The organism is Luteimonas terrae (assembly GCF_004358165.1).
Classification (GTDB): Bacteria; Pseudomonadota; Gammaproteobacteria; order Xanthomonadales; family Xanthomonadaceae; genus Luteimonas; species Luteimonas terrae.
This window is the reverse complement of record NZ_SMTG01000005.1, coordinates 124568-148701: the sequence shown is the minus strand read 5'-3', so window position 1 is coordinate 148701 and position 24134 is coordinate 124568. Positions and strand designations below refer to the sequence as shown.

Here is a 24134-nt window from a genome sequence, read left to right as displayed (position 1 = left end):
GGTCTATCTCGGCTCACGCAAGACATCTTCGAGGATTCGCTTGTAGGCAGCCGCTCGCTGATTCCAGTCGAACGCCATCCAAGCCTGCTCTCGATGCCCGGACCAGCGCACTGAAAGAATTGCTCGCGCAAGCTCTTCAGCATTTGACCAGCGCACCACAAGAGCTTGAGAGGAAAGTCCATTGAGCGCATGTGTGGCGGGCATATCGGATACCACAACAGGTGCCCCGCAACCGGCAGCCTCGACGATTACCAGCCCCAGTCCGTCCTGATCGCCACTTCCAGCCTCTATGAACGGTGCAACGAACACCGCCGCTCGTCGATAGAGCGCCACCAGATCTTCCTGTTTCACGGCACCAAGAAACTTCACTCGATCAGAAAGCGCGAGCCGCGAGACCTGATCTCGCCGATCCTCCATTTCTGGACCGAAGCCTGCGACCGTGAGAAATGCAGACGGCCTTTCGGCGAGAATGGTCGGCATGGCGTCGATCAGATGCCGCAAGCCCTTCTTTTCGACCAATCGTCCTACGAACAGCAGCTCGTCGCGCGATCGTTCGGCTTCCGCATCCGGTGTGAATTGACCCGTGAGATCGACCCCCATCGGCTCCACCCCGAGCGAGGCGGGCACCACACCGAGCTTGAGCATCGGCTGCCGCATACCCTCGCTGACCACGGTCACTATGGCGGCGCGCCCGACAACCCAAGCCTTCACCCATCTCGCGAAACGGCCACGGAGCGCGAACAGATCAGCACCGTGAGACGTCACCAGAAATGGAACTTTACGCCCCGCCTGAGCTCGGGCAACGAGCGCCGCAACCATTCCTTGTGGGAGCAGCCAGTGGGCGTGCATGACGTCGACCTCACCGGCACGCACCATGCGCCAGGCCGTCACAACCTGCGCGAGTATGAAACCGGGCACCAGCAACAGCTTCCACCTTGCGCGATTCAAGTTGCTGACGATGCCGCCGTCATTCACAAGAGTTTCCCAGCGCGTGGGCGCATAGCGATATCGCACCACGCGCACACCATCGAAGATTTCACGCATGGCGGCTCCTGGCGCATGCGGGCAGAGCACTGTCACCTCGAAGCGATGGATCAGGCGCTTGGAAAGTTCGTGAACGAATGCGGGTTCGGGATCGTCACGCCAGCGCGGGTAGGTGGAGGCCAGCACAAGAAGCCGTGGCTTCCGCGACGGAGGTTCTTGCGGCCTCATTTCACCTTCCGCCAGACGAGGGGGTCACCATAACTGACCATTCCAATGTGCATGCGCCGGATCAGGCTCGCCCCGAGTGGCGCCGCTCCAGACTTCGCAAGAGAACTAGTCATGCTCCTTGCGCGCAGCCAGATAGGTCAGGCCGGTGATCTGCTCAGAGATCAGGCCGATTAGAAACACGATGACTGCCGCGCTGAAAAGCAGGACACTCATGTTGGTGAAGCGCCCCACCGTTGCAAATGTGTATGCGTAATAGCTCAGGCCGACCGCGAAGAACCCGAGCGAAACAGGCAAGAAGAGCTTCAACGGCGAATAGAGCGTGGCGATCTTGAAGATGATCAACAGAAAGCGCACGCCATCCCGCATGGGCTTGATGTGGCTCCTGCCTAGTCGCTTCGCGACCGGAATCGGCACATAGGCCACCGAATACGCACTGCGGAAGAACGCCATGGTGCTGGTCGTGGGGTACGAGAAGCCGTTCGGCAACAGGTGAATGAACTCGCGGAACCTGTCTGCGCGCACGGCACGGAAGCCGGAGGTGAGGTCGGCGATCCGATGACCTGTCATCCAGCTAGCCAAGTGGTTGTAGAGGCCATTGGCGGCGCTGCGCCCTACATTCGCTTGGCCGCTGGCGTCACGAGCGCCCACCACCATGTCGTAGCCCTCGTCCATGCGTCTCAACAAAGACGCGACGTGGGCCGGGTCGTGCTGCCCGTCGGCATCCATGAAGACGATAATCTCGCCGCTTGCCGCACGGGCCCCGCGCTTGATGGCGGCGCCATTGCCCATCGAATACGGCGCGGACACTACGCAGGCGCCGTGCTGGCGGGCCACTTCAGCAGTCTCGTCGGTGGACCCGTCGTCCACGACGATCAGTTCAGCGCCAGGCTGGCAGGTGGCTAGCTTCGGCAACGTCCGGCGCAATCCCTCCGCCTCGTTCTTCGCCGGCAGGACGATCGATATCCGCATGCATGCTCCCCGGTTCCCGCGGCGAGGGTACCGCGCTGCACGGGGCTTCGGAAAGCTTTCAGGGGCCGCCGTTCGCCGATACATACCGATGCCGCGCGACCCGCCTTGCAGTAAAGTTCCGCACAGGCTCATCGGAACCGTGACCATGAACGCAATCGCCACGCCCAACCTGGTCGGCATCACTGGCATCGCCCGCCGACTCGTCCTCGACGGCGCGCTGGACGAATCGGCTGCACGCGAGGCGTTGGAGAAGGCGACGGCGAGCCGCAAGCAGATTGCGGCCTTTCTGCGGGAGCATAAGCTGGTCACAGCGGCCCAGATGGCTGCTGCCCAGTCAGTCGAATTCGGCATGCCGATTCTTGATGTGTCGGCTGTGGATTCCCAGGCCAGCGCGGTCAAGCTGGTCAGCGAAGAGCTGCTGCAGAAGCACATGGTGCTGCCGCTTTACAAGCGCGGCGCACGTCTTTTCGTCGGGATTGCAGACCCCACGAACACTCATGCGCTGGACGAGATCAAGTTCCACACCAATCTGACGGTCGAGCCGATCCTGGTCGACGAGGACAGCATCAGGCGCACGCTGGAGATCTGGCTGCAGTCTTCCGACAGCTTCGGCGAGACGCTCGATGGATCCGACGGTCTGGACGCGCTCGACACCGGTGGCGACGACGACCCCAGCAAGATGGAGAACGTTGTCGACGGCAAGGACGACACGCCTATCGTCAAGTTCGTCAACAAGGTGCTGGTAGACGCGATCAAGCGCGGGGCATCGGACATCCACTTCGAACCCTACGAGACCGACTACCGGGTACGCCTGCGCATCGACGGCATCCTCAAGCAGGTCGCCAAGATGCCGGTCAAGCTCAACGGCCGCATCACCGCGCGCCTGAAAGTGATGGCACAGTTGGACATTGCAGAGAAACGCGTGCCGCAAGACGGCCGCATCAAGCTCAACCTGTCCAAGACCAAGCAGATCGACTTCCGCGTCAGCACCCTGCCCACGTTGTTCGGCGAGAAGGTGGTGCTGCGAATCCTCGATGCCAGCGCAGCCAAGCTGGGCATCGACAAGCTGGGCTACGAGCCCGACCAGCAAAAGCTGTTCCTCGAAGCTATCCACAAGCCCTACGGCATGGTGCTGGTGACCGGCCCGACCGGCTCGGGCAAGACAGTGTCGCTGTACACGGCGCTGGGCATCCTTAACGACGAAACCAGAAACATCTCGACTGCAGAAGACCCGGTGGAAATCCGCTTGCCGGGCGTGAACCAGGTGCAGCAGAACAACAAGCGCGGCATGACCTTCGCGGCGGCGCTGCGCTCGTTCCTGCGCCAGGATCCGGACATCATCATGGTTGGTGAAATCCGCGACCTGGAAACCGCCGAGATCGCGATCAAGGCCGCGCAGACCGGTCACATGGTGCTGTCGACTTTGCATACCAACGACGCGCCTCAGACCATCGCGCGCCTGATGAACATGGGCATCGCGCCTTACAACATCACCTCGTCAGTGACTCTGGTCATCGCCCAGCGCTTGGCGCGACGCCTGTGTTCAAAGTGTAAAAAGCGCGTGGATCTGCCTGACCATGCGCTGCTGGCGGAAGGCTTCAGTGAAGACCACGTCCGAGGCGGTATTGAACTCTACGAGCCGGTGGGTTGTGACGAGTGCACCAACGGCTACAAGGGCCGGGTCGGCGTGTACCAGGTAATGCCGATGAGCGAGCGGATCCAGGAGATCATTCTGCAGGGCGGCAATGCCATCCAGATCGCGGAGGTCGCCGAGAAGGCCGGGATCAACGATCTGCGCAAGTCGGCGCTTGAGAAGGCGCGACAGGGGTTGACGAGCTTGGCGGAAATCAATCGGGTCACCAAGGATTAGGTCGCAGGGGCTCCAACGCTCGATCAGGCGATTTCGATCGCAGACGGACTTACGGGGGCCGCGCGCTCACACAAATTGGGGCTGTTTGAGCCTCCCGACTGGCTTGTGACTTCCCTGACTTGCTGAATCCGGTAGGCCGTCACGCACCGGCCTGCCACTTTCATCGCCAAGCCGCTACCATGCCGCTCTAGTCCGGCCGGGGAAGGCCGGCCCCTGGGGGAACGCCCGCATGTCCATCAGCCGCACCGCCGCTCGCAAGACCGTCGCCAAGAAGCCTGCAACGCCGACTCGTGCCGGCGTGGAATTGGACACCTTCGTCTGGGAGGGCACCGACAAGCGCGGTGTCAAGATGAAGGGAGAGCAGCAATCCAAGAATGCGAACATGCTCAGAGCGGAGCTGCGGCGACAGGGTATCCAGCCCGGGGTTATCAAAACCAAGCCGAAGCCGTTGTTCGGCACTGCGGGAAAAAAGATCACGGCCAAGGAAATCGCCGTTTTCAGTCGACAGTTCGCCACGATGATCAAGTCCGGCGTACCGGTAGTGCAGGCGCTCGAGATCGTGGGCAACGGCAATAAGAACCCGCGGATGGCGCAACTGCTTAACACGATGCGCCAGGACATCGAGGGCGGCAGCTCGATCAACGAAGCGCTTGCCAAGCACCCGGTGCAGTTTGACGAGCTTTATCAGAATCTTGTACGTGCAGGCGAGTCCGCAGGTGTGCTCGAAACCGTGCTCGACACCATCGCGACCTACAAGGAAAACACCGAAAAGCTGAAGGGCAAGATCAAAAAGGCGATGTTCTATCCGATCGCGGTGATTGCGGTCGCAATTCTCGTCAGCGCGATCCTTTTGATCTTCGTGGTTCCACAGTTCGAGGCGGTTTTCGCCGATTTTGGTGCCGAGCTCCCTGCTTTCACCCAGATGCTCGTGTCCGCCAGTCGATTCATGGTGTCCTACTGGTGGCTGGCACTTCTGATACTGATCGGTAGCGTGACCGGATTCATGTTCGCCTACAAGCGATCGGTTCCGATGCAACACGGGATTGATCGCATGCTTCTCAAGATGCCGGTGATCGGACAACTGCTGCACAACGCTGCGGTCGCGCGTTTTGCACGCACCTTGGCGATCACCTTCAAGGCGGGCGTGCCATTGGTGGAAGCACTGGATACGGTGGCAGGCGCGACGGGCAGCTCGGTGTACGAGAAAGCGGTTAATCGCATGCGCGACGATGTATCGGTTGGCTATCAGGTCAACATGGCGATGAAGCAGGTCAATCTGTTCCCGCACATGGTGGTGCAGATGACCGCGATCGGCGAAGAAGCCGGCGCACTCGACACCATGCTGTTCAAGGTAGCCGACTTCTACGAAGAAGAGGTCAACAACGCGGTTGACGCGCTCAGTAGCCTGCTGGAACCGTTGATCATGGTGTTTATTGGCGGCCTTGTCGGCGGCATGGTCATCGGCATGTATTTGCCGATCTTCAAGCTGGCGGCCGTGGTCTGATGTCCGTTACGTGCTGGTAATCGACTAGATGGCGTTTCTCGACCAGAACCCCGCCCTCGGCTATCCCCTGGCCGCGGGCCTCGGCCTGCTGGTAGGCAGCTTCCTCAACGTGGTGATCCTGCGCCTGCCCAGGCGCATGGAGTGGCAATGGAAGCGGGATTCGCGCGAGATTCTGGGCGAGCCGGAGCTCTACGATCCGCCGCCGCCGGGGATCGTGGTCGAACGCTCGCATTGCCCGCATTGCGGTCACCAGCTCTCCTGGTACGAAAACATTCCGGTGCTGAGCTGGCTGGCGCTGCGGGGCAAGTGCCGCAGCTGCAAGGCGCCGATTTCGGCGCAGTATCCGGCGGTCGAGCTGCTGACGATGCTGCTGTTCACGGCCTGCGTATGGCAGTTCGGGTTCGGCTGGCAGGGCTTCGGTGCGCTGGTGCTGACCTCGTTCCTGGTCGCGGCCTCGGGCATCGACATCCGCACGCAATTGCTGCCCGATTCCCTGACCTTGCCGCTGATGTGGCTGGGGTTGATCGCCAGCCTTGACAACCTCTACATGCCGGCCAAGCCCGCCCTGCTTGGCGCGGTCGTGGGCTACGCGAGCCTGTGGACGGTCTGGTGGCTGTTCAAGCAGGCGACCGGCAAGGAAGGCATGGGCCACGGCGACTTCAAGTTGCTGGCGGCGCTGGGCGCCTGGTGCGGGCTCAGCGGACTGTTGCCGATCATCCTGCTGTCCGCAGTGGCCGGCGCGATCATCGGGTCGGTCATGCTGGCCGTGCAGGGGCGGGATCGCTCCACGCCGATTCCGTTCGGACCATATCTGGCGATCGCCGGCTGGGTGACCTTCATGTGGGGTCACGACCTGATCGGCGCCTACAAGCGGTTCGCCGGTCTCGGTTGAGTCCTGCTTTGCGATGAGCGCGCTGATCATCGGCCTGACCGGCGGTATCGCCTCGGGCAAGACCGCGGCGACCCGCGCGTTCGAACGGCGGGGCGCCCTCGTGGCCGACGCGGACATTGCGGCGCGCGAAGCGGTGGCGCCGGGGAGCGCCGGCCTGGCGGAGGTCGTCGAGCGCTTCGGTGCCGGCGTGCTGTCCAGCGATGGCGAACTCGATCGCGCCGCGATGCGTCGACGGATATTCGACGATCCCGATGCACGCAGGCGACTCGAGGCCATCATCCACCCGCGGGTCCGCGCGTCGCTGCGGGCACAGTGCGAGGCGGCACCCGGGCCGTATTCGGTCGCGGCGATTCCGCTGTTGGCGGAGGGCGGGCGCGCCGCTTATCCGTGGTTGCAGCGCGTGCTGGTGATCGACGTCCCAACGGACGTGCAGATGGCGCGGCTGCTGGCGCGCGACGACATCGATGTCGCGCTTGCCGGCCGGATGGTGGCTGCACAGGCGACGCGTGAAGCGCGGCTGGCGATCGCGGACGATGTGATCGTCAACGATGGCACGCTCGAGGCGCTGGACGCGGCGATTGGGGTACTGGATCTGCGCTATCGCGAGCCCGCGACACGCCTGTAGAGGTCCTTGTCGGTGATGGGTTTCGCCGCGGCCATCTTTTGGGCTTGGACAGACTCCGCCTCGCCCGATCGCTTGCCCCCGTCCCGACCTTCCCCCGCGGGCGGGGGAAGGCGCAGAACAAGTCAGCCCGACCAGAGGCTCCGGATCGCGGCGATCCCCTGAGCGCCGTGGCGACGGGCTTCGGGGATGTCGTTGGGCATCATGCCGCCGATCGCATAGATCGGCACGGCGCAGGTTTCGCGCAGCTGCGCGAACGCGGTCCAGCCGATGCCGGGCTGGCCGGGGTGGCTGTCGGTCTCGGCGACCGGGCCGAGCACCACGAAATCGCAACCGATGCGCGTGGCCTGTGCGAGGTCGCGCGCGTCGTGGCAGGAGGCGGCCAGCAGCGTGCCGGCCGGCACCGGACGGTCAGCATGGTCGTGGAGCGCGGTGGACGTCAGGTGGACACCGGCGCCGGCCGCAAGCGCGATCTCGACGGCACCGTTGAACAGCAGGCGCGCGTCGCGCCGGTGGCAACGCGCGAGAGCCTGCTGCAACAGCGTACGGCGGCGATCGTCCGGGACGCCGGGCAGGCGCACCTGCACACGGCGGATGCCGGCCCGCAGCGCGTCGTCGAGCGCATGCAGCCACGCGGCATCGTCATCGCCCGGCGGCGGTGTCACCAGATAGCGGTCGGGGGTCTGCAGCGCAGCGACGACCGGCAGGTCCGCCGGCGGCATCGAGTAGCGACCCAGCTTGTCCGACGCCACCCAGGCGAGCGCCTGCCCTTCCCTCCCGCGCGGCACGCCGTCCCAGTGCACGACATGACGCACGTCGAGGCGCAGGCGCTTGCTCGGGTACTGCTGCGGCACCGTGATCAGCGGCGCCCCCACGGTCACGCGGATGCCGAGTTCCTCGTCCAGCTCGCGCGCCAGCGCCGCCTCCGGCGTCTCGCCCGCTTCGCGCTTGCCGCCGGGGAATTCCCACAGGCCGGGCATGTCGCGGTTGGGCGTGCGCCGCGACAGCAGGATGCGGCCCCGCTTGTCGGTGATGACGCCGGCGACGACTTCGATGACGCGTTCGCTCATGCCGCTCGAAGATGGGAAACGGCGGTCAGGGTAGGCCGGGCGAGACGGGTTTGCCAGTCGGCTCGGGGCGCCAGAGATCGGGGCGCCGATGATTGCCCTCGGGAACGCGGCTGCGTGCGGCGCATGGCGATCCGATCCACGTCCGCGCCATAACCGGTGCACGTCGCGACGGTCCCCGCCGGGCCCGCAGCGCGCCGTCCATTCCGCGTCACCAGTGTCTGTCTCCCACAACGCAGAAGCCCCCTTGCGGGGGCTTCGTGGGTCAGCTCAGCTGGCCGTGGCAGTGCTTGTACTTCTTGCCACTGCCGCAGGGACACGGATCGTTGCGGCCGACCTTTTCACCGTCGCGCACGATGGTCGCCGGCTGTGCGGGCGAGGCGGCCGCCGCCGCAGCGCGCACGTCTTCGGCTTCCTCGTCGGCGCCGTAGCCGCCGGCATCGGCGTGCTGGAACTGGGCCTGGTTGAGCTTGGCTTCGATCTGGCGACGCTCCTCGGCTTCGAGTGCGGCGATCTCGTCCTCGCTGCGCACACGCACGCGGGCCAGCATCGTCACGACATCGTGCTTCACCTTTTCCAGCATCTCGGAGAACAGCTCGAAGGCCTCGCGCTTGTATTCCTGCTTGGGCTGCTTCTGCGCATAGCCGCGCAGGTGGATGCCCTGTCGCAGGTAGTCCATGCGGCCCAGATGCTCCTTCCAGCCCTGGTCGAGCACGTTGAGCATGATGTGCTTCTCGAGCATGCGCATCGTCTCGTCGCCGAGCGAGGCCTCCTTCTCGGCGAACAGACGGTCGACGTCCTGCTGCACCAGCTCGCCGATCTGCTCCGAATCCAGTTCGTCGCTGGTCTTGGCCTTCTCGACCAGCGACAGGCGCAGGCCGAACTCGCGCTCGAGTTCCGATTCCAGACCCGGCAGGTCCCACTGCTCGTCGATCGACTGCGGCGGCACGTAACGACCGACGATGCCGCTCACGACATCGGCGCGGATGCCGTCGACGTTCTCCTTGACGCTCTCGGCGTCCAGCAGTTCGTCGCGCTGGCCGTAGATGACCTTGCGCTGGTCGTTGTTGACGTCGTCGAAGTCGAGCAGGTTCTTGCGGATGTCGAAGTTGTGCGCTTCCACCTTGCGCTGCGCGTTGGCGATCTGCTTGGTGACCAGCGGCGACTCGATGATGTCGTCTTCCTGCAGGCCCATGCGCGCCATGACCTTCTGCACCCAGTCGGCGGCGAAGATGCGCATCAGGTTGTCTTCGAGCGACAGGTAGAAGCGGCTCGAACCCGGGTCGCCCTGACGGCCCGAACGGCCGCGCAGCTGGTTGTCGATGCGGCGCGATTCGTGGCGTTCGGTACCGATGATGTGCAGGCCGCCTGCCGCCTTGACCGCGTCGTGGCGCACCTGCCATTCGCTGCGCAGCTTCGCCTTCGTCGCATCGTCCACCGGCACGCCGGTCTCGGCTTCCAGCGTCGCCAGCTCGGTTTCCAGCGAACCGCCCAGCACGATGTCGGTACCGCGACCGGCCATGTTGGTGGCGATGGTCACCGCGCCCGGACGACCGGCCTGGGCGATGATCGTCGCCTCGCGCTCGTGCTGCTTGGCGTTGAGCACTTCGTGGTGGATGCCTTCCTTGCGCAGGTGCTCGCTGAGCAGCTCGGACACTTCGATCGACGTCGTGCCCACCAGCACCGGCTGGCCGCGCTCGTTGGCGGCCTGGATCTCGCGCGCGACCGCGCGGTATTTGCCGTTGCGGTTGAGGAACACCGCATCCGGATTGTCCTTGCGGATCATCGGGCGGTGGGTCGGGATGACGACCACTTCCAGCGAGTAGATGCTTTCGAACTCGAAGGCCTCGGTGTCCGCGGTGCCTGTCATGCCCGACAGCTTGCTGTACATGCGGAACAGGTTCTGGAACGTGATGCTGGCGAGCGTCTGGTTCTCGCGCTGCACCGGCACGCCTTCCTTCGCCTCGACCGCCTGGTGCAGACCGTCGGACCAGCGACGGCCCTGCAGCGTGCGACCGGTGAACTCGTCGACGATGATGACCTCGCCGTCGCGCACGATGTAGTGGTCGTCGCGCTGGTAGATCGCGTGTGCGCGCAGGCCGGCATTCAAGTGATGCACGACATGGATGTTCTGCGGCGCGTACAGGCTGTCGTCGCCTTCGAGGATGCCGGCGCGGCGCAGCAGTTCCTCGGCGTGTTCCTGGCCGGCTTCGGACAGGTGGACCTGCTTGCCCTTCTCGTCGACCCAGAAATCGCCGTCGCCGTCTTCGGTTTCCTGGCGGACCAGCGACGGGACGATGCGGTTGACCTTGATGTAGAGCTCCGGCGAATCGTCGGCCGGGCCGGAGATGATCAGCGGCGTGCGCGCTTCGTCGATCAGGATCGAGTCGACCTCGTCGATGATCGCGTAGTTCAGACCGCGCTGGTAACGGTCCGCCTTCGACAGCGCCATGTTGTCGCGCAGGTAGTCGAAGCCGAATTCGTTGTTGGTGCCGTAGGTGATGTCGGCGCGGTAGGCATCGCGCTTGGCTTCGCCGTGCGGCATGCCCGGCCAGATCACGCCGACGGTCAGGCCCAGCCAGTTGTAGAGCTTGCCCATCTGCGCCGCGTCGCGACGCGCCAGATAGTCGTTGACCGTGATGACGTGGACGCCCTTGCCCTCGAGTGCATTGAGGTAGGTCGGCAGCGTGCCCACCAGCGTCTTGCCCTCACCGGTGCGCATCTCGGCGATCTTGCCCATGTGCAGCACCATGCCGCCGATCAGCTGCACGTCGTAGGGACGCATGCCCAGCACGCGCTTGCTGGCTTCGCGACAGACCGCGAAGGCTTCCGGGAGGATCTTGTCGAGCGTTTCGCCCTTGGCGACGCGGTCCTTGAACTCGGGCGTCTTGGCCTGCAGCTCGGCGTCCGACAGCGCCTCCATCTGCGGCTCGAGCGCGTTGATCTTCGCGACGATCTTCTCGAGCTGTTTGACGAAGCGGTCGTTGCGACTGCCGAAGACACTGGTGAGCAGGCGATTGAACATGGAGATCCGGATCCTGGAGACGGACGCGGCTCGGCGGTTTCCCCCGAAGCCGCAAAAAAAGAAAAGGGCGCTGGGCGCCCTTTCATTGGCAACGCGCATTGTAGCTTGGGGAGCGGCGGGACGTTTTCAAGCGCCCCTGCCGGCCGTCCCCGCCCTCGCCTGCGTCGCAGGCGCAGGGCTTACTGGCGGCTCACGCCCATGTCGCCGAGGAACTTGCGCGGGTTCTGCACGCGGCCGTTTTCCCAGACCTCGAAGTGCACGTGCGCGCCGGTCGAGCGGCCCGTCGAGCCGGCCTTGGCGATCTCGTCGCCCACGCGCACCAGATCGCCCACTTTCACGCCGTTGCGCGAGTTGTGCGCATAGCGGGTCACGAAGCCGTTGCCGTGGTCCACTTCGACCACGTTGCCGTAGCCGCTGCGCACGCCCGAGTAGCTGACCACGCCGTCGGCGACGGTCATCACCGGATCGCCGGTGCGTGCATTGAAGTCGATGCCCTTGTGGAACTGGCCGCCGCGACCGAACGGGTCGGCGCGATAGCCGTACGAGGACGTCACGAAGCTGCTGGCGACCGGCGAGCGCGACGGACGCGCGTTCTGCTCGACGCGACGGTCGAACAGCAGGGCCTCGAGCACCGAGAGCTGCTGGCCGGAGTTGGCGAGATCGCCGTCGAGCGCATCCATGCCGCCGATCAGCTTGCGGGCCGGCATGTCGCGCGCCGGTTCCGCACCACCCTGGCCCACCGGGCGGTCGAAATCGAACTCGCCGTCCTCCATGCCCGCACCACGGGCAAGACGATCGCCGAGCGCATTAAGGCGATTGGCCTGCGCCTGCAGTTCGCCCATGCGTGCGGCGAGCGCGTTGATCTCGCGCTGCGCCTCGCGACGGGTGTCCTCGATGCCGCGCTCGTTGGCCGAGGCCACACCGTGCAGGCGGGCGACTTCTGCGGCGTTGAGCGCAGCGCCGCCGCACAGGCTGGCGACGGCGACGGCGGTCACGACGGTGAGCGGTTTGCGCACGGCGAGCGCGCGGGCCTTGGCGGCCACCAGCGCGGCACGGCCGCGCATATCATTCAACAGAGTTTCGAAGGTCATGCGTGCCAATGTCTGATTTCAGGTCCAGGTCCAAGCCACCCCGCGCCGGCAAGTCCCGTACCGGGACCGCGACGGCCGCGCTGGACGCGGCCCTGGGCGGGTCGTCGGCCGATCCGATCCGTCGCGCACTCTGGCTCGACGCACTGGACCGCCGCCTCGTTCCCCTGTTGCCGCCGACGCTGGCGCCGCATGCGCGGCTGGCCAATGTGGATGGCAACAGGCTGGTGTTCCTCGTCGATTCGCCCATCTGGCACGCCAGGCTGCGCCTGTCGGCCGACGTGCTGCTCGACGCCGCCCGGTCCATCGGGCTGGATGTCAGCGACATCGTGATCAGGACCACGACCCGACCGCTACGACCTGAGGTCGTCGCGGACCGCGCACTTCCGACACCCCCCTCCGCCGTGGCCCGCGAGGCCGTGGCCGCCGCATTGGCCGCGCTGCAGCCGCCGGACGGCGACGACAACGGAAAAAGATGAGCCGGTTGATCCCTGTCCCCTGCTCACCGACGTGGAGGCCGGGTGAAGAGGAGGGGGCATCCTACCGGCCGATCCGGGAGAGGAAGTTAACTGGAAATTAGGATTTCAGAACTTTGAAGTTAAATTTCTGTTATTGACGCGGGCCTGCATGAATCTGGCCGTATACGCGGCGCCATGATTCATCAGATGTTCTCGAAGATGAGTGCGGCCGTCGGCCGGTCCACACCCGACCCCGGGGACATGACCCCGACGCCGACGCGGGCGAGCACAACCGCGGCGGTCCGGCTGCCTCTATCGATGAAGAAGCGCCTTGCTGGCGCGCGATTCCCCGAGTCATGCGCGTGTCGCATCACACGCCATCACGATCCTGCAGCGGCAACCGTCAGGCGGTGACCGGCGCGCCGTAGGCGACCGGCGCGGGCGCGGCCTGGTCGAAGCTGACCTTTTCCCACGCATCCACCTGCGCCAGCAGTTCGCGCACCAGCTTGTTGTTGAGTGCGTGGCCGGACTTGTAGCCGACGAAGCGGCCGAGGATCGGATGACCGGCCAGATACAGGTCGCCCACCGCGTCGAGGATCTTGTGGCGCACGAACTCGTTGGCGTAGCGCAGGCCGTCGTCGTTGAGCACGCGGAACTCGTCGAGCACGATCGCGTTGTCCATCGAGCCGCCGAGGCCGAGGTTGCGCTCGCGCATGTATTCCAGGTCGCGCATGAAGCCGAACGTGCGCGCGCGGCTGACTTCGCGGATGTAGGCCTCGGTCGAGAACTCGACTTCGGCGCGCGACTGCGCCACCGGAATCGCGGGATGGTCGAAGGCGATGGTGAAGTCGAGCTTGAAGCCGTCGTAGGGCTCGAAGCGCGCGATCTTGTCGCCCTCGCGCACTTCCACCGGCTTGAGCACGCGGATGAAACGCTTGGGCGCATCCTGCTCGACCACCCCTGCCGACTGCAGCAGGAACACGAACGGACCGGACGAGCCGTCCATGATCGGCACTTCGGCCGCGGACAGCTCGATGTAGAGGTTGTCGACACCCAGACCCGCGAGCGCGGACATCAGGTGTTCGACGGTCTGCACGTTGGCCGGGCCGCAACTCAGGCCGGTGCACAACGTGGTTTCGGTGACGAGGTTGCCGTCTGCCGGAATCTCGACCACGGGCTCCAGGTCGACACGGCGGAACACGATGCCGGTGTCGGGGCTCGCCGGGCGCAGCGTCAGGAACACTTTCTCGCCACTGTGCAGGCCGACGCCTGTCGCGCGGATCACGTTCTTGATGGTGCGTTGGCGGGGCATGGGGGTGTCCGCAAGAAGGGAGGCGCCGGGCGTCCGTCATCGGACTGTCATCGGAACCGGGGGGCAGATTATCACGGCGCCGGCTGAACCTGAACAAAGTGTCGAGGCCGGCCGCGGTCGCAATGAATGCGCAGGGCGCCGCATCACAGCGTCGGAAAACGGTCCACCGGGACAGCCCGGTGGACCCAAAAGGCGACGCGCGGACAACGCGACGCCGGGCACTTCATGGCGGGAGGACGGGCCGCCATGCGGCGGCGGTGCATCGCCGCGCACCGTCAAACCGGTGCGCGAGCCATGGACCGCCGCGGGTGACGCGGATCAGTCAGCCTGACGACGCAGGGCAAGACGGAGCGCTTGCGAGGCAACGCCTCGCGCTTCGTCGCGCGCCCGGCCATGGATGGCGGGGCCGGACTTGCCGGAGCCGATGATCTGCGCCAGGGACGGCATCAGTCAGCCTGGCGACGCAGGAAAGCAGGAATATCCAGGTAGCTGCTGTCGCTGCCGAAGTCGGCGACCTTGGGCGCATCCGAGGCTTCCGGACGTGCGCTGCTGCGCGCGGGCGAAGCGGACGCGCCGCCGTTGCCACGCAGCGAGGACGCGATGCTGTGGCCCGGGCTGTAGGCGGCCACGGCGTCGGACTCGTCGTCGATCAGCATGCCGGTCGTGCCGTCGCGCAGGCCACGCTGGTTGTTGCTGATCAGCTGCACCTGCGGCTTGCCGCGGCTGGCGCCCTGGCCGTCGTAGCCGCTGGCGCGCGCCGGGGCGCGGTTGAGGCCGGTAGCGACCACGGTCACGCGGACTTCGTCCTGCATGTCGGGATCGAGCACGGTGCCGATGACGATGGTCGCGTCCTCGCTGGCGAAGTTCTCGACGGTGCGGCCGACTTCGTCGAACTCGGCCATCGTGAAGTCCGCGCCGGCGGTGATGTTGACCAGAATGCCGTTGGCGCCGGCCAGGTTGACGTCGTCTAGCAGCGGGTTCTGGATCGCGGCTTCCGCGGCAGCCTGGGCGCGGTCGTCGCCACGGGCCAGGCCCGTGCCCATCATCGCCAGGCCCATCTCGGACATGACGGTGCGCACGTCGGCGAAGTCGACGTTGATCAGGCCCGGACGGACGATCAGATCGGCGATGCCCTGCACGGCGCCCAGCAGCACGTCGTTGGCGGCGCGGAAAGCCTGGATCATCGTGGCGTTGCGGCCGAGGACGGTGATCAGCTTCTCGTTCGGAATGGTGATCAGCGAGTCGCAGTGCGCCGACATCTCTTCGATGCCCTTGAGCGCAACCTGCATGCGGCGACGGCCTTCGAACGGGAACGGCTTGGTGACCACGGCGACGGTCAGGATGCCCATCTCCTTGGCGAGCTGTGCCACGACCGGCGCGGCGCCGGTGCCGGTGCCGCCGCCCATGCCGGCGGTGATGAACACCATGTCGGCGCCCTGCAGCGCGTCCATGATGATCTCGCGGTCTTCCAGAGCCGCTTGACGACCAACCTCCGGGTTGGCGCCTGCGCCCAGACCCTTGGTGACGCTGCTGCCGAGCTGCAGCTGCAGCTTGGCGCCGCAGTTCTTGATCGCCTGCGCGTCGGTGTTGGCGGTGATGAACTCCACGCCGTCGACGCTGTTGTTGACCATGTGCGCGACCGCGTTGCCGCCGCCGCCGCCGACGCCGATGACCTTGATCACCGCGTTTGGAGCCATCTTCTCGACCAGTTCGAAATGTGCCATGTCCGTCGTCCTCTGGGTTCGGGCCGGGTGCGGCGTGGTGTCCACGTCCGTCCCGGCATCAATTGGTTTAGGTGTCGCGTGCCGCACTTGCTCTCGTCGCCGTCGCCCCGCCCGCCGCGTCCCGCATGGCGCGAATCAGAATTCGCCGTTGAACCGCGCCCACATCTTCTTCAGCCAACCGCCGGCGCGGCCGCCGGAAACCACCGGACGCCGCGGGTGTTCGATCTGGCTGCCCATCAGCAGCAGGCCCACACCGCTGGCGTGCACCGGATTGCCGACCACTTCGCCCAGGCCGGTCACGTGCTGCGGAATGCCCACGCGTACCGGCATCTGCAGCATCTCTTCGGCGAGTTCGACCACGCCTTCCATCTTCGAGGCGCCACCGGTCAGCACCATGCCGGCGCGGACGTGCTGCTCGAAGCCCGAGCGGCGCAGTTCGGCCTGCACCATCTCGAAGATTTCCTCGTAGCGCGCCTGCACCGCCTGCGCCAGCGACTGGCGCGGCAGACGCCGCGGCGGACGATCGCCGACGCTCGGCACCTGGATCGATTCCTCGCTGGTCGCCAGCTGCGCCAGCGCGCAGGCGTAGCGGACCTTGATCTGTTCGGCTTCCGGCGTCGGCGTGCGCAGCATGTGCGCGATGTCCTCGGTGACCTTGTCGCCGGCGATCGGCAGCGAGGCCGTGTGGCAGATCGCACCGCCGACGAATACCGCGAGATCCGTCGTGCCCGCGCCCATATCGACCAGCACCACGCCGAGTTCGCGCTCGTCGCTGGTCAGCACCGCAGTGCTCGATGCCAGTGACGAGAGGATCAGATCATCGATCTGCAGGCCGCAGCGCTGCACGCACTTGCTGATGTTGGCCGCCGCCGACTGCGCGCAGACCACGAGATGCGCATGCACTTCCAGGCGCACGCCGGTCATGCCGACCGGGTTGCGGATGCCTTCCTGCGAATCGTCGAGCACGTACTCGCGCGGAATCGCGTGCAGGATCTTCTGGTCGGCCGGGATTGCGACCGCCTTGGCGGCGTCGAGCACGCGGTCCAGATCGGCCCAGGTCACTTCGTTGTCGCGGATCGGCACGATGCCCGGCGAGTTGCGGCACTGCACATGGTTGCCGGAGATCGACGCGTAGACCGAGCGGATCTCGCAGCCGGCCATCAGCTCGGCTTCCTCGACGGCGCGCTGGATCGATTGCACCGTCGATTCGATGTCGACCACCACGCCGCGCTTGAGCCCGCGCGACTCGTGGCTGCCGATGCCGATGACCTCGATCGGATTGCCGGGCGAGTACTCGCCGACCAGCGCCACCACTTTCGAGGTGCCGATGTCGAGTCCGACGATGAGCGTCTTGTCGCCTTTGCGGTTCATGTGAGGTCGTGCTTCTGGATGCGGTGGACGGAGATGTGTGCGGCGACGCGCTGCGTGGAGGCGTCGAGCGGCGCGGCGGCGCCGGCAGCCGCTTCGCTGGCGGCGGGCGTCGCCCAGACGAGGGCGAAGCCGTTGGTGTAACGGAGATCGGCGCGCGCAAGCGCGTCTTCGCGGCCGGTGGTCAGGCGCGGCAGCATGCGGGCGAACCGTGCGAGGCGCAGGCGCGCTTCCTGGCTGCCGACGACGACCTCGGTGCCGCTCGACAGGGTGAGCTGCCAGCTGCCGCGCGCGTCCAGCGCCACGCGTTCGACACGCACGCCGGCGCCACCGAACAGGTCGCGCGATTCGTTGTAGAGCGCGACGATCTCGGCGATGCGGTTCTCCGGCCCGTCGAAACGCGGCATGTCGGCCGGTGCCTCCACGCCTTCGGCGGCGAACAGGCGACCGCGCGTCGACAGCAGGCGCCCTTCGCCCCAATGCGCGAACGGCACGTGTTCGGCGATACGCACTTCCAGCACGTCGGGCCACTTCTTGCGCACTTCGACGCCGGCGACCCACGGCACGCGCGCGACATCGCGCTGCGCATCGCCCAGGTCGACGGCGAAGAATCCACGCTGCGCGTGCGGCAGCACCGCGGCGCGCACGCGTGCGGTGTCGACCTGCTCCAGGCCGTCGTTGACGCGCAACACGCGCAGCGGCCAGCGCTCGGCGCCGATCCAGCCGTTGACGACGGCGACCACCGGCAGTGCCACCAGCGCGATCGCCAGTGCCCAGGCCAGGACCCGCAACGCCGTGCCGAACGCCTGGTTCATCGCGCGGCCACCTCCACCGGAATCGTGGCCTCGAGCACGCGCCAGCACAGCGCCGGATAATCGATGCCGATCGAAGCTGCGGCCTTGGGCACCAGCGAGTGGCTGGTCATGCCCGGCGCGGTGTTCACTTCCAGCAGCAGCAAGGCGCCGGTGCGCCTGTCACGCATGACGTCGACGCGGCCCCAGCCGCTGCAGCCTGCGGCGACGAAGGCATCGACGGCGAGTGCGCCGATGCGCACCTCGTCCTCGCCGTCCAGGCCGGGGCACAGGTACTGCGTGTCGTCGGAAATGTACTTGGCTTCGTAGTCGTACCAGGCGCCTTTGGGCACGATGCGGATCGACGGCAGCGCCAGTGGGCCGTCGACATCCTCGATGACCGCGACGGTCAGCTCGTCGCCCTCGACCATCTGCTCCATCAGCAGCTCGCCCGGGTAGCGCGCGGCCAGCGCGACGGCGGCTTCGAGATCGGCATCGGCGAACACGCGGCTGATGCCGACGCTGGAGCCTTCCTTCGACGGTTTGATGATGACCGGCAGGCCGATCGCGCGCGCGGCAGCGTGCACGTCGTCGCCCGGCTGCAGACGGCGATAGCGCGGCGTCGGCAGGTCGAGGCTCATCCACACCTGCTTGGTGCGGATCTTGTCCATGGTCAGCGCCGAGCCGAGCACGCGCGAGCCGGTGTAGGGAATCGCGAACGCCTCGCACAGACCCTGCACCACGCCGTTCTCGCCGTCGCCGCCGTGCAGGATGTTGAAGACGCGGTCGAACTCGCCGGCGACGATGGCCTTGGCCAGCTCCGGCACGCCGTCGATGGCGTGCGCATCGACGCCGCGCGCGCGCAATGCGTCGAGCACGCCCTGCCCCGACTGCAGCGAGACTTCGCGCTCGGAACCCGGACCGCCCAGCAGCACGGCGACGCGGCCGAACACGGCCGGATCGGTGAAGCGCGGCGGCGACAGCGTCAGGCTCATCGTGCGGTCTCCGGCTTCTGGAATCCGCCCTGCGCGAGCTGCTGCACGGCCGCGCCGATGTCGCCGGCGCCCATCATCAGCAGCAGGTCGCCATCGCGCAGCATGTCCGGCAGCACGCCGGCCAGTTCGTCGGCGCCGCCGACGACGACGGGGTCGATGCGGCCGCGCGCGCGGATCGCACGTGCCAGCGCCTTGGCATCGGCACCCGCGATCGGCGCTTCGCCGGCCGGATAGACCTCGGTCAGCACCAGCGCGTCGACGTCCGACAGCACGCCGGCGAAATCGTCGAACAGGTCGCGGGTGCGGCTGTAGCGGTGCGGCTGGAACGCGACGACCAGACGACGGTCACCCCAGCCGCCGCGCGCGGCTTCGAACACCGCGGCGAGTTCCTTGGGGTGATGGCCGTAGTCGTCGACCAGCTGCACGCGCGCACCGGTCGGCGTGATCACTTCGCCCAGCAGATTGAAGCGACGGCCGATGCCCTCGAAGCTGCCGAGCGCGGCGGCGATGGCTTCCGGCGCGACGCCGAGCTGCCAGCCGACCGCAGCCGCGGCCAGCGCGTTGAGCACGTTGTGGCGACCCGGCAGCGCGAGACGCACGCGGATGCGGTTCTGCTCGGGCAGACACAGCGTGAAAGCCATCGCCGCGCCGTCCTGTTCGATGTCCTCGGCGCGCACGTCGGCATCGCTCGACACGCCGTAGGTCATCACGTGGCGCGGCGTGTCCGCGGCCAGACGCGCGACTTCGGCATCGTCGATGCACAGCACCGCCAGACCGTAGAACGGCAGGCGGTGCAGGAATTCATGGAAGGCGGCCTGCACGCGTGCGAAGTCGCCGCCGTAGTTCTCCAGGTGGTCGGCGTCGATGTTGGTGACGATCGCAATCAGCGGATTGAGGCGCAGGAAGCTGCCGTCGCTCTCGTCCGCCTCGGCCACCAGCCAGTCGCCGCTGCCCAGACGCGCGTTCGCACCGGCGGCGAGCAACTGGCCGCCGACGACGAAGGTCGGGTCCATGCCGCCCTCGGCGAGGATGCTCGCCGTCAGCGAGGTGGTCGTGGTCTTGCCGTGCGTGCCGGCAACGGCGATGCCGCGGCGGAAGCGCATCAGTTCGGCCAGCATCTCGGCGCGCGGCACGATCGGGATGCGCTGCGCGCGCGCTTCCATCAGCTCCGGATTGTCGGGGCGGATCGCGCTCGACACGACGATGCAATCGGTGCCGAGCACGTTGGCCGCGGCGTGGCCGCGATGCACGGTCGCGCCGAGACGCGCGAGACGGCGCGTGGTGGCGCTGTCGGCGGTATCCGAGCCCGAGACCTTGTAGCCCAGCGTGCACAGCACTTCGGCGATGCCGCTCATGCCGGTGCCACCGATGCCGACGAAATGCACGCGCGAGAAGACCTTGGCGAAGTCTTCCTTCGACAGGCCGCGGGTCTGGTGGAGACGACGGATCATGCGTTGCTCCTGCCGCCGAAGCTCGGCTCGACGCGCTGCTGCAGGCGGCTGGTGCCGCGCGACAGCGACGCCGACTGCACGGGCAGCGGGGGCTGGGTGGTGGGGGGGACCGGGCCGGCCGGCGCAGGCGCCGCGGCATCGCCGCGCAGCCGTGCGACCTGGCGCTGGGCGCGGTCGAGTTCGTAGGACACGCGCAGCAGCAGCCCCATCGCCACGCAGGTCATCATCACGCTGGAGCCGCCCGACGAGACCAGCGGCAGGGTCAGGCCCTTGGTCGGCAGCAGTCCGAGGTTCACGCCGATCGACACCAGGCTCTGCATGCCGATCATCAGCGCCACGCCGAAGGCGCAGTAGCCGGCGAAGTGGCGGCGCATCTCGACGCATTTCAGACCCACCCACAGCGCGCGGCCGACCAGCGCAACGAACAGGCCGATCACCAGGCACACGCCGAGGAAGCCGAGCTCTTCGGCGAGCACCGAGAAGATGAAGTCGGTGTGCGCTTCGGGCAGGTAGGACAGCTTCTGCACCGAAGCGCCCAGGCCCACGCCCGAGAACTCGCCGCGACCGACCGCCATCAGCGCGTTGCTGAGCTGGTAGCCGGCGCCGAGCTGGTCTTCCCAGGGATTCATGAAGGACGTGATGCGGCGCATGCGATAGGGCTCGAGCACCGCCACACCGATCACCAGCGGCAGCAGGCCGATGACCGGCAGCATCATGCGCTGCAGGTGACCGCCGCCGAGCACCAGCATGCCGCCGGTCACGCCGAGCAGCAGCATCGACGAACCGAAGTCGGGCTGCAGCAGCAGCAGCGCGACCAGCACCACGGCCACGCCGATCGGCTTGAGCATCGCGCCCCAGGTCGCGTTGACGTCGTCGCGGAAGCGCACCAGATAGCTGGCCAGCCACACGATGTAGATCACCTTGACCGCTTCGACGACCTGGAAGTTGGACACGCCGAGCCAGATCCAGCGGTGCGCGCCGTTGACCGAACGCCCCAGGCCCGGCACGAACACCAGCAGCAGCAGGCCCACGCAGCCCAGCAGCAGGAAGCGGTCGTACTTTTCGACCGTCTTGAGCTCGGTGCGCATCACCGTGACCGCCAGCGCCAGGCCGATGGCCAGGAACATCAGGTGACGGGTCAGGAAGTGGTAACGGCCGACGTCGAGGTCTTCGCCGATTGCGATCGAGCTGGACGCGACCATGATCACGCCCAGCGTCGCGATCGCGACGATAATGCCGACCAGCCACGGGTCGAAGCGGCCAGCGATGTCGTCGAGCCGCGTGGCCTGACGGGCGGAGGCGCTGTCGTAGGACATCGGATCGTGGGCGCGGGCCATCAGCGCACCTTCAACGTGGCGAGGCCGATCAGCACCAGGATCACCGAGATGATCCAGAAGCGCACGATCACGCGGGGTTCGGGCCAGCCCTTCAGTTCGAAGTGGTGGTGGATCGGCGCCATGCGGAACACGCGCTTGCCGGTCAGCTTGAAGCTGGCGACCTGGATCATCACCGACAGCGTCTCGATGACGAAGATGCCGCCCATGATCACCAGCACCAGTTCCTGGCGCACGATCACCGCCATCGTGCCGAGCACCGCGCCCAGCGCCAGCGCGCCGATGTCGCCCATGAACACCATGGCCGGATAGGTGTTGAACCACAGGAAGCCCAGACCCGCGCCGGCGATCGCCGCGCAGATGATCACCAGCTCACCGGAGCCCGGCACCTGCGGAATCTGCAGGTAGTTCGAGAACACCGCATTACCCGACGCGTAGGCGAACACGCCCAGACCGCAGGCGACCAGTACGGTCGGCATGATCGCCAGACCGTCGAGACCGTCGGTCAGGTTCACCGCATTGGAGAAGCCGACGATCCAGAAATACGCGATCGCGACGAAGCTGATGCCGGCCAGCGGCAGCGCGATCGACTTGAACAGCGGCACGTAGAACGTGGTCGCCGCGGCGACATCGGCATACAGATACAGATACAGGCCGGCGGCGAGGCCGAGGATCGACTGCAGCAGATACTTCCAGCGGGACTTGAGGCCGTTGGGATCGCGCTTGACGATCTTGATCCAGTCGTCGTACCAGCCGATCGCGCCGAAGGTCACCATCACGCCCATCACGACCCAGACGTACTTGTTGCGCAGGTCGCCCCACAGCAGCACCGACAGGAAGATCGTCAGCAGGATCAGCGCGCCACCCATGGTCGGCGTGCCGGCCTTGGAAAAATGCGTCTGCGGGCCGTCCTGCCGGATCGGCTGGCCGCCTTTGAACTGGGCGAGCTTGCGGATCACCGCCGGACCCAGCCACAGCGACAACAGCAGCGAGGTCAGCGCGGCGAGAATGCCGCGGAACGTCAGGTACTCGAACAGCTTGAAGAAGTCTTCCAGACCCTGCAGCCAGCGGGCGAGTTCAAGCAGCATGTCCGGTTCCTTCGTTGTTGCGCAGTGCGGTGACCACCCGGTCCATCGCACTGCCACGCGAGCCCTTCACCAGCACGCGCGCATCGGCGTGCAGATCGGCCCGCAGCGCTTCGATCAGCGCCTCGTGGGTGTCGAATCGGCGCGCGCCCTCGCCGAATGCCTCGGCCGCCGCCGCGCTCAGGCTGCCGAGCGTGTAGAGGCGCGCAATGCCGGCAGCCCTGGCGCGCACGCCGGCCTGGGCGTGCATCGCCGCACCGTCGCCGCCGAGCTCGCGCATATCGCCGAGCACCAGCCAGCGCTCGCCCTTGGCGGCGGCCAGCGTGTCGATCGCGGCGTTGAGCGAGCCGGGATTGGCGTTGTAGCTGTCGTCGATCAGCACCGCACCGTCGGCCAGTGCGTGGCGCACGAGACGGCCGGCCACGGCTTCGGCAGCGCCGAGCGCAGCGACGATCGTGGCCAGCGGCACGCCGGCGGCGAGCGCGATGGCCGTGGCGGCCAGCGCGTTGCGCACGTTGTGGCGGCCCGGCAGCGGCAGCGTGACGTCGGCCTCGCCCGCGGGCGTCAGCAGACGGAAGCGCGCGCCGGCATCGTCCAGGCGCACGTCGCGTGCGGACACGTCGGCGCTGGCGTCGATACCGAAACGCACGAGACGGCGACCGTGCGCGCGCTCGGCGAAATACGGCGCGAAGGCGTCGTCGGCGTTGATGACCGCGGTGCCGTCGGCCGGCAGCGCGTCGTAGATCGCGGCCTTGGTATCGGCAATACCCAGCAGGCTGCCCATGCGCTCCATGTGCGCCGGCGCGATGTTGTTGACCAGCGCGATGCGCGGCTGCGCGATCGCGGTCAGATAGGCGATGTCGCCCGGCTTGCCGGCGCCCATCTCGTAGACGGCGAAAGCCGCGTCTTCCGGCGCATCGAGGACCGAGAGCGGCAAGCCGATCTCGTTGTTGAGGTTGCCTGGGTTGAAGCACGTCTCGGCATGCCGAGACAGCACCGAGGCGACCAGCTGCTTGACGCTGGTCTTGCCGTTGCTGCCGGTGATGCCGACGACGGTGGCGACGCGCGTGCGCTGCACGGCGCCGGCCAGCGCACCGAGCGCGACCTGCGGGTCGGCGACGACGATCTGCGGAATGTCGACCTCGACCACGCGCGCGACCAGTGCGGCGCGCGCGCCGGAGGCTGCGGCCTTCGCGACATGGTCGTGTCCGTCGAAGTGGTCACCCTTGAGCGCGACGAACAGCAGGGCGCGGCCATCGATCGCATCGAGCTTGCGCGTATCGGTCACGAGCGCATCGATGTCGCACGCGCCGTCGCTGCCGTGCAGGCGGCCGTTGACCAGTTGCGCGATGCGGGCCAGGGTCATC

General features: G+C 66.7%; 19 protein-coding genes. 5 read left to right on the top strand and 14 right to left on the bottom strand.

Features of this window, described 5'->3' with window-relative positions; genetic code table 11:
* Window positions 1-3: 3 nt before the first annotated feature.
* Both E2F49_RS12700 and E2F49_RS12695 read right to left on the bottom strand, forming a co-directional pair.
* Window positions 4-1212 carry a glycosyltransferase gene (locus E2F49_RS12700; protein WP_133394235.1) on the bottom strand — a complete coding sequence of 403 codons (1209 nt, stop codon included), beginning with the start codon at window positions 1210-1212 and terminating at the stop codon, window positions 4-6.
* A 105-nt stretch (window positions 1213-1317) separates the two neighbouring features.
* On the bottom strand, window positions 1318-2181 hold the full coding sequence (locus tag E2F49_RS12695; protein WP_133394234.1) for a glycosyltransferase family 2 protein: 864 nt from the start codon (window positions 2179-2181) through the stop codon (window positions 1318-1320).
* Between the two features lie 145 nt (window positions 2182-2326).
* Between E2F49_RS12695 and pilB the strand changes: the two genes are divergently transcribed.
* The 4 genes from pilB (at window position 2327) to coaE (ending at window position 7072) form a co-directional block, all read left to right on the top strand.
* A complete protein-coding gene (gene pilB / locus E2F49_RS12690) occupies window positions 2327-4051 on the top strand; it encodes a type IV-A pilus assembly ATPase PilB (RefSeq protein ID WP_133394233.1) in 1725 nt (574 codons plus the stop codon).
* Window positions 4052-4280: 229 nt separating this feature from the next.
* Window positions 4281-5555: a type II secretion system F family protein gene (locus E2F49_RS12685; protein WP_133394232.1), complete on the top strand. Its 1275-nt coding sequence runs from the start codon at window positions 4281-4283 to the stop codon at window positions 5553-5555.
* A gap of 28 nt (window positions 5556-5583) precedes the next feature.
* Window positions 5584-6447 (top strand): prepilin peptidase, encoded by an 864-nt coding sequence (locus tag E2F49_RS12680; RefSeq protein ID WP_055246530.1) that lies wholly within the window; start codon window positions 5584-5586, stop codon window positions 6445-6447.
* 13 nt (window positions 6448-6460) lie between these two features.
* Complete coding sequence (coaE, locus tag E2F49_RS12675) at window positions 6461-7072, top strand: dephospho-CoA kinase (RefSeq protein ID WP_133394231.1); 612 nt, start codon at window positions 6461-6463, stop codon at window positions 7070-7072.
* 122 nt (window positions 7073-7194) lie between these two features.
* On the opposite strand, the gene E2F49_RS12670 is transcribed toward coaE, so the two are convergent.
* From E2F49_RS12670 to E2F49_RS12660, 3 genes are all read right to left on the bottom strand, one after another.
* Window positions 7195-8139 carry a Nudix family hydrolase gene (locus E2F49_RS12670; protein WP_133394230.1) on the bottom strand — a complete coding sequence of 315 codons (945 nt, stop codon included), beginning with the start codon at window positions 8137-8139 and terminating at the stop codon, window positions 7195-7197.
* A gap of 262 nt (window positions 8140-8401) precedes the next feature.
* The gene (gene secA, locus E2F49_RS12665) at window positions 8402-11161 is read right to left on the bottom strand and encodes a preprotein translocase subunit SecA (RefSeq protein ID WP_133394229.1); all 2760 of its coding nucleotides are present in this window, start codon (window positions 11159-11161) and stop codon (window positions 8402-8404) included.
* Between the two features lie 179 nt (window positions 11162-11340).
* Entirely contained in the window at window positions 11341-12252 is a 912-nt protein-coding gene (locus E2F49_RS12660) for a M23 family metallopeptidase (RefSeq protein WP_133394228.1), read from the bottom strand.
* A gap of 8 nt (window positions 12253-12260) precedes the next feature.
* On the opposite strand from E2F49_RS12660, the gene E2F49_RS16815 reads away from it, so the two are divergent.
* Complete coding sequence (locus E2F49_RS16815; protein ID WP_133394227.1) at window positions 12261-12728, top strand: DciA family protein; 468 nt, start codon at window positions 12261-12263, stop codon at window positions 12726-12728.
* A 382-nt stretch (window positions 12729-13110) separates the two neighbouring features.
* On the opposite strand, the gene lpxC is transcribed toward E2F49_RS16815, so the two are convergent.
* From lpxC to E2F49_RS12615, 9 genes are all read right to left on the bottom strand, one after another.
* Window positions 13111-14019 carry a UDP-3-O-acyl-N-acetylglucosamine deacetylase gene (lpxC, locus tag E2F49_RS12650; RefSeq protein ID WP_133394226.1) on the bottom strand — a complete coding sequence of 303 codons (909 nt, stop codon included), beginning with the start codon at window positions 14017-14019 and terminating at the stop codon, window positions 13111-13113.
* A 446-nt stretch (window positions 14020-14465) separates the two neighbouring features.
* Window positions 14466-15743 (bottom strand): cell division protein FtsZ, encoded by a 1278-nt coding sequence (gene ftsZ, locus E2F49_RS12645; protein WP_055246517.1) that lies wholly within the window; start codon window positions 15741-15743, stop codon window positions 14466-14468.
* A gap of 135 nt (window positions 15744-15878) precedes the next feature.
* Window positions 15879-17114: a cell division protein FtsA gene (gene ftsA / locus E2F49_RS12640; protein ID WP_055246515.1), complete on the bottom strand. Its 1236-nt coding sequence runs from the start codon at window positions 17112-17114 to the stop codon at window positions 15879-15881.
* Window positions 17111-17926 (bottom strand): cell division protein FtsQ/DivIB, encoded by an 816-nt coding sequence (locus tag E2F49_RS16440; protein ID WP_165971228.1) that lies wholly within the window; start codon window positions 17924-17926, stop codon window positions 17111-17113. Before E2F49_RS16440 ends, ftsA begins: the two co-directional genes overlap by 4 nt.
* Entirely contained in the window at window positions 17923-18897 is a 975-nt protein-coding gene (locus tag E2F49_RS12635; RefSeq protein ID WP_133394225.1) for a D-alanine--D-alanine ligase, read from the bottom strand. Before E2F49_RS12635 ends, E2F49_RS16440 begins: the two co-directional genes overlap by 4 nt.
* Window positions 18894-20348: a UDP-N-acetylmuramate--L-alanine ligase gene (gene murC, locus E2F49_RS12630; RefSeq protein WP_133394224.1), complete on the bottom strand. Its 1455-nt coding sequence runs from the start codon at window positions 20346-20348 to the stop codon at window positions 18894-18896. The genes E2F49_RS12635 and murC overlap by 4 nt, the downstream gene beginning before the upstream one ends.
* Complete coding sequence (gene ftsW, locus E2F49_RS12625; RefSeq protein WP_133394223.1) at window positions 20345-21685, bottom strand: putative lipid II flippase FtsW; 1341 nt, start codon at window positions 21683-21685, stop codon at window positions 20345-20347. The genes murC and ftsW overlap by 4 nt, the downstream gene beginning before the upstream one ends.
* Entirely contained in the window at window positions 21685-22770 is a 1086-nt protein-coding gene (mraY, locus tag E2F49_RS12620; RefSeq protein WP_055246509.1) for a phospho-N-acetylmuramoyl-pentapeptide-transferase, read from the bottom strand. Before mraY ends, ftsW begins: the two co-directional genes overlap by 1 nt.
* Window positions 22760-24133, bottom strand: a complete 1374-nt coding sequence (locus tag E2F49_RS12615; RefSeq protein ID WP_133394367.1) for a UDP-N-acetylmuramoyl-tripeptide--D-alanyl-D-alanine ligase — start codon at window positions 24131-24133, stop codon at window positions 22760-22762. The genes mraY and E2F49_RS12615 overlap by 11 nt, the downstream gene beginning before the upstream one ends.
* Between the last annotated feature and the right edge of the window lies 1 nt (window position 24134).

Excerpts from the sequence above, each read along its gene's own strand:
- ftsW (WP_133394223.1), bottom strand. The coding sequence starts at position 21,685 with ATGGCCCGCGCCCACGATCCGATGTCCTACGACAGCGCCTCCGCCCGT.
- ftsA (WP_055246515.1), bottom strand. The coding sequence starts at position 17,114 with ATGAACCGCAAAGGCGACAAGACGCTCATCGTCGGACTCGACATCGGC.
- E2F49_RS12660 (WP_133394228.1), bottom strand. The coding sequence starts at position 12,252 with ATGACCTTCGAAACTCTGTTGAATGATATGCGCGGCCGTGCCGCGCTG.
- E2F49_RS16440 (WP_165971228.1), bottom strand. The coding sequence starts at position 17,926 with ATGAACCAGGCGTTCGGCACGGCGTTGCGGGTCCTGGCCTGGGCACTG.
- pilB (WP_133394233.1), top strand. The coding sequence starts at position 2,327 with ATGAACGCAATCGCCACGCCCAACCTGGTCGGCATCACTGGCATCGCC.
- secA (WP_133394229.1), bottom strand. The coding sequence starts at position 11,161 with ATGTTCAATCGCCTGCTCACCAGTGTCTTCGGCAGTCGCAACGACCGC.
- E2F49_RS12670 (WP_133394230.1), bottom strand. The coding sequence starts at position 8,139 with ATGAGCGAACGCGTCATCGAAGTCGTCGCCGGCGTCATCACCGACAAG.
- mraY (WP_055246509.1), bottom strand. The coding sequence starts at position 22,770 with ATGCTGCTTGAACTCGCCCGCTGGCTGCAGGGTCTGGAAGACTTCTTC.
- E2F49_RS12700 (WP_133394235.1), bottom strand. The coding sequence starts at position 1,212 with ATGAGGCCGCAAGAACCTCCGTCGCGGAAGCCACGGCTTCTTGTGCTG.
- E2F49_RS12695 (WP_133394234.1), bottom strand. The coding sequence starts at position 2,181 with ATGCGGATATCGATCGTCCTGCCGGCGAAGAACGAGGCGGAGGGATTG.
- E2F49_RS12615 (WP_133394367.1), bottom strand. The coding sequence starts at position 24,133 with ATGACCCTGGCCCGCATCGCGCAACTGGTCAACGGCCGCCTGCACGGC.
- ftsZ (WP_055246517.1), bottom strand. The coding sequence starts at position 15,743 with ATGGCACATTTCGAACTGGTCGAGAAGATGGCTCCAAACGCGGTGATC.
- lpxC (WP_133394226.1), bottom strand. The coding sequence starts at position 14,019 with ATGCCCCGCCAACGCACCATCAAGAACGTGATCCGCGCGACAGGCGTC.
- coaE (WP_133394231.1), top strand. The coding sequence starts at position 6,461 with ATGAGCGCGCTGATCATCGGCCTGACCGGCGGTATCGCCTCGGGCAAG.
- E2F49_RS12635 (WP_133394225.1), bottom strand. The coding sequence starts at position 18,897 with ATGAGCCTGACGCTGTCGCCGCCGCGCTTCACCGATCCGGCCGTGTTC.
- E2F49_RS16815 (WP_133394227.1), top strand. The coding sequence starts at position 12,261 with ATGTCTGATTTCAGGTCCAGGTCCAAGCCACCCCGCGCCGGCAAGTCC.
- E2F49_RS12685 (WP_133394232.1), top strand. The coding sequence starts at position 4,281 with ATGTCCATCAGCCGCACCGCCGCTCGCAAGACCGTCGCCAAGAAGCCT.
- murC (WP_133394224.1), bottom strand. The coding sequence starts at position 20,348 with ATGATCCGTCGTCTCCACCAGACCCGCGGCCTGTCGAAGGAAGACTTC.
- E2F49_RS12680 (WP_055246530.1), top strand. The coding sequence starts at position 5,584 with ATGGCGTTTCTCGACCAGAACCCCGCCCTCGGCTATCCCCTGGCCGCG.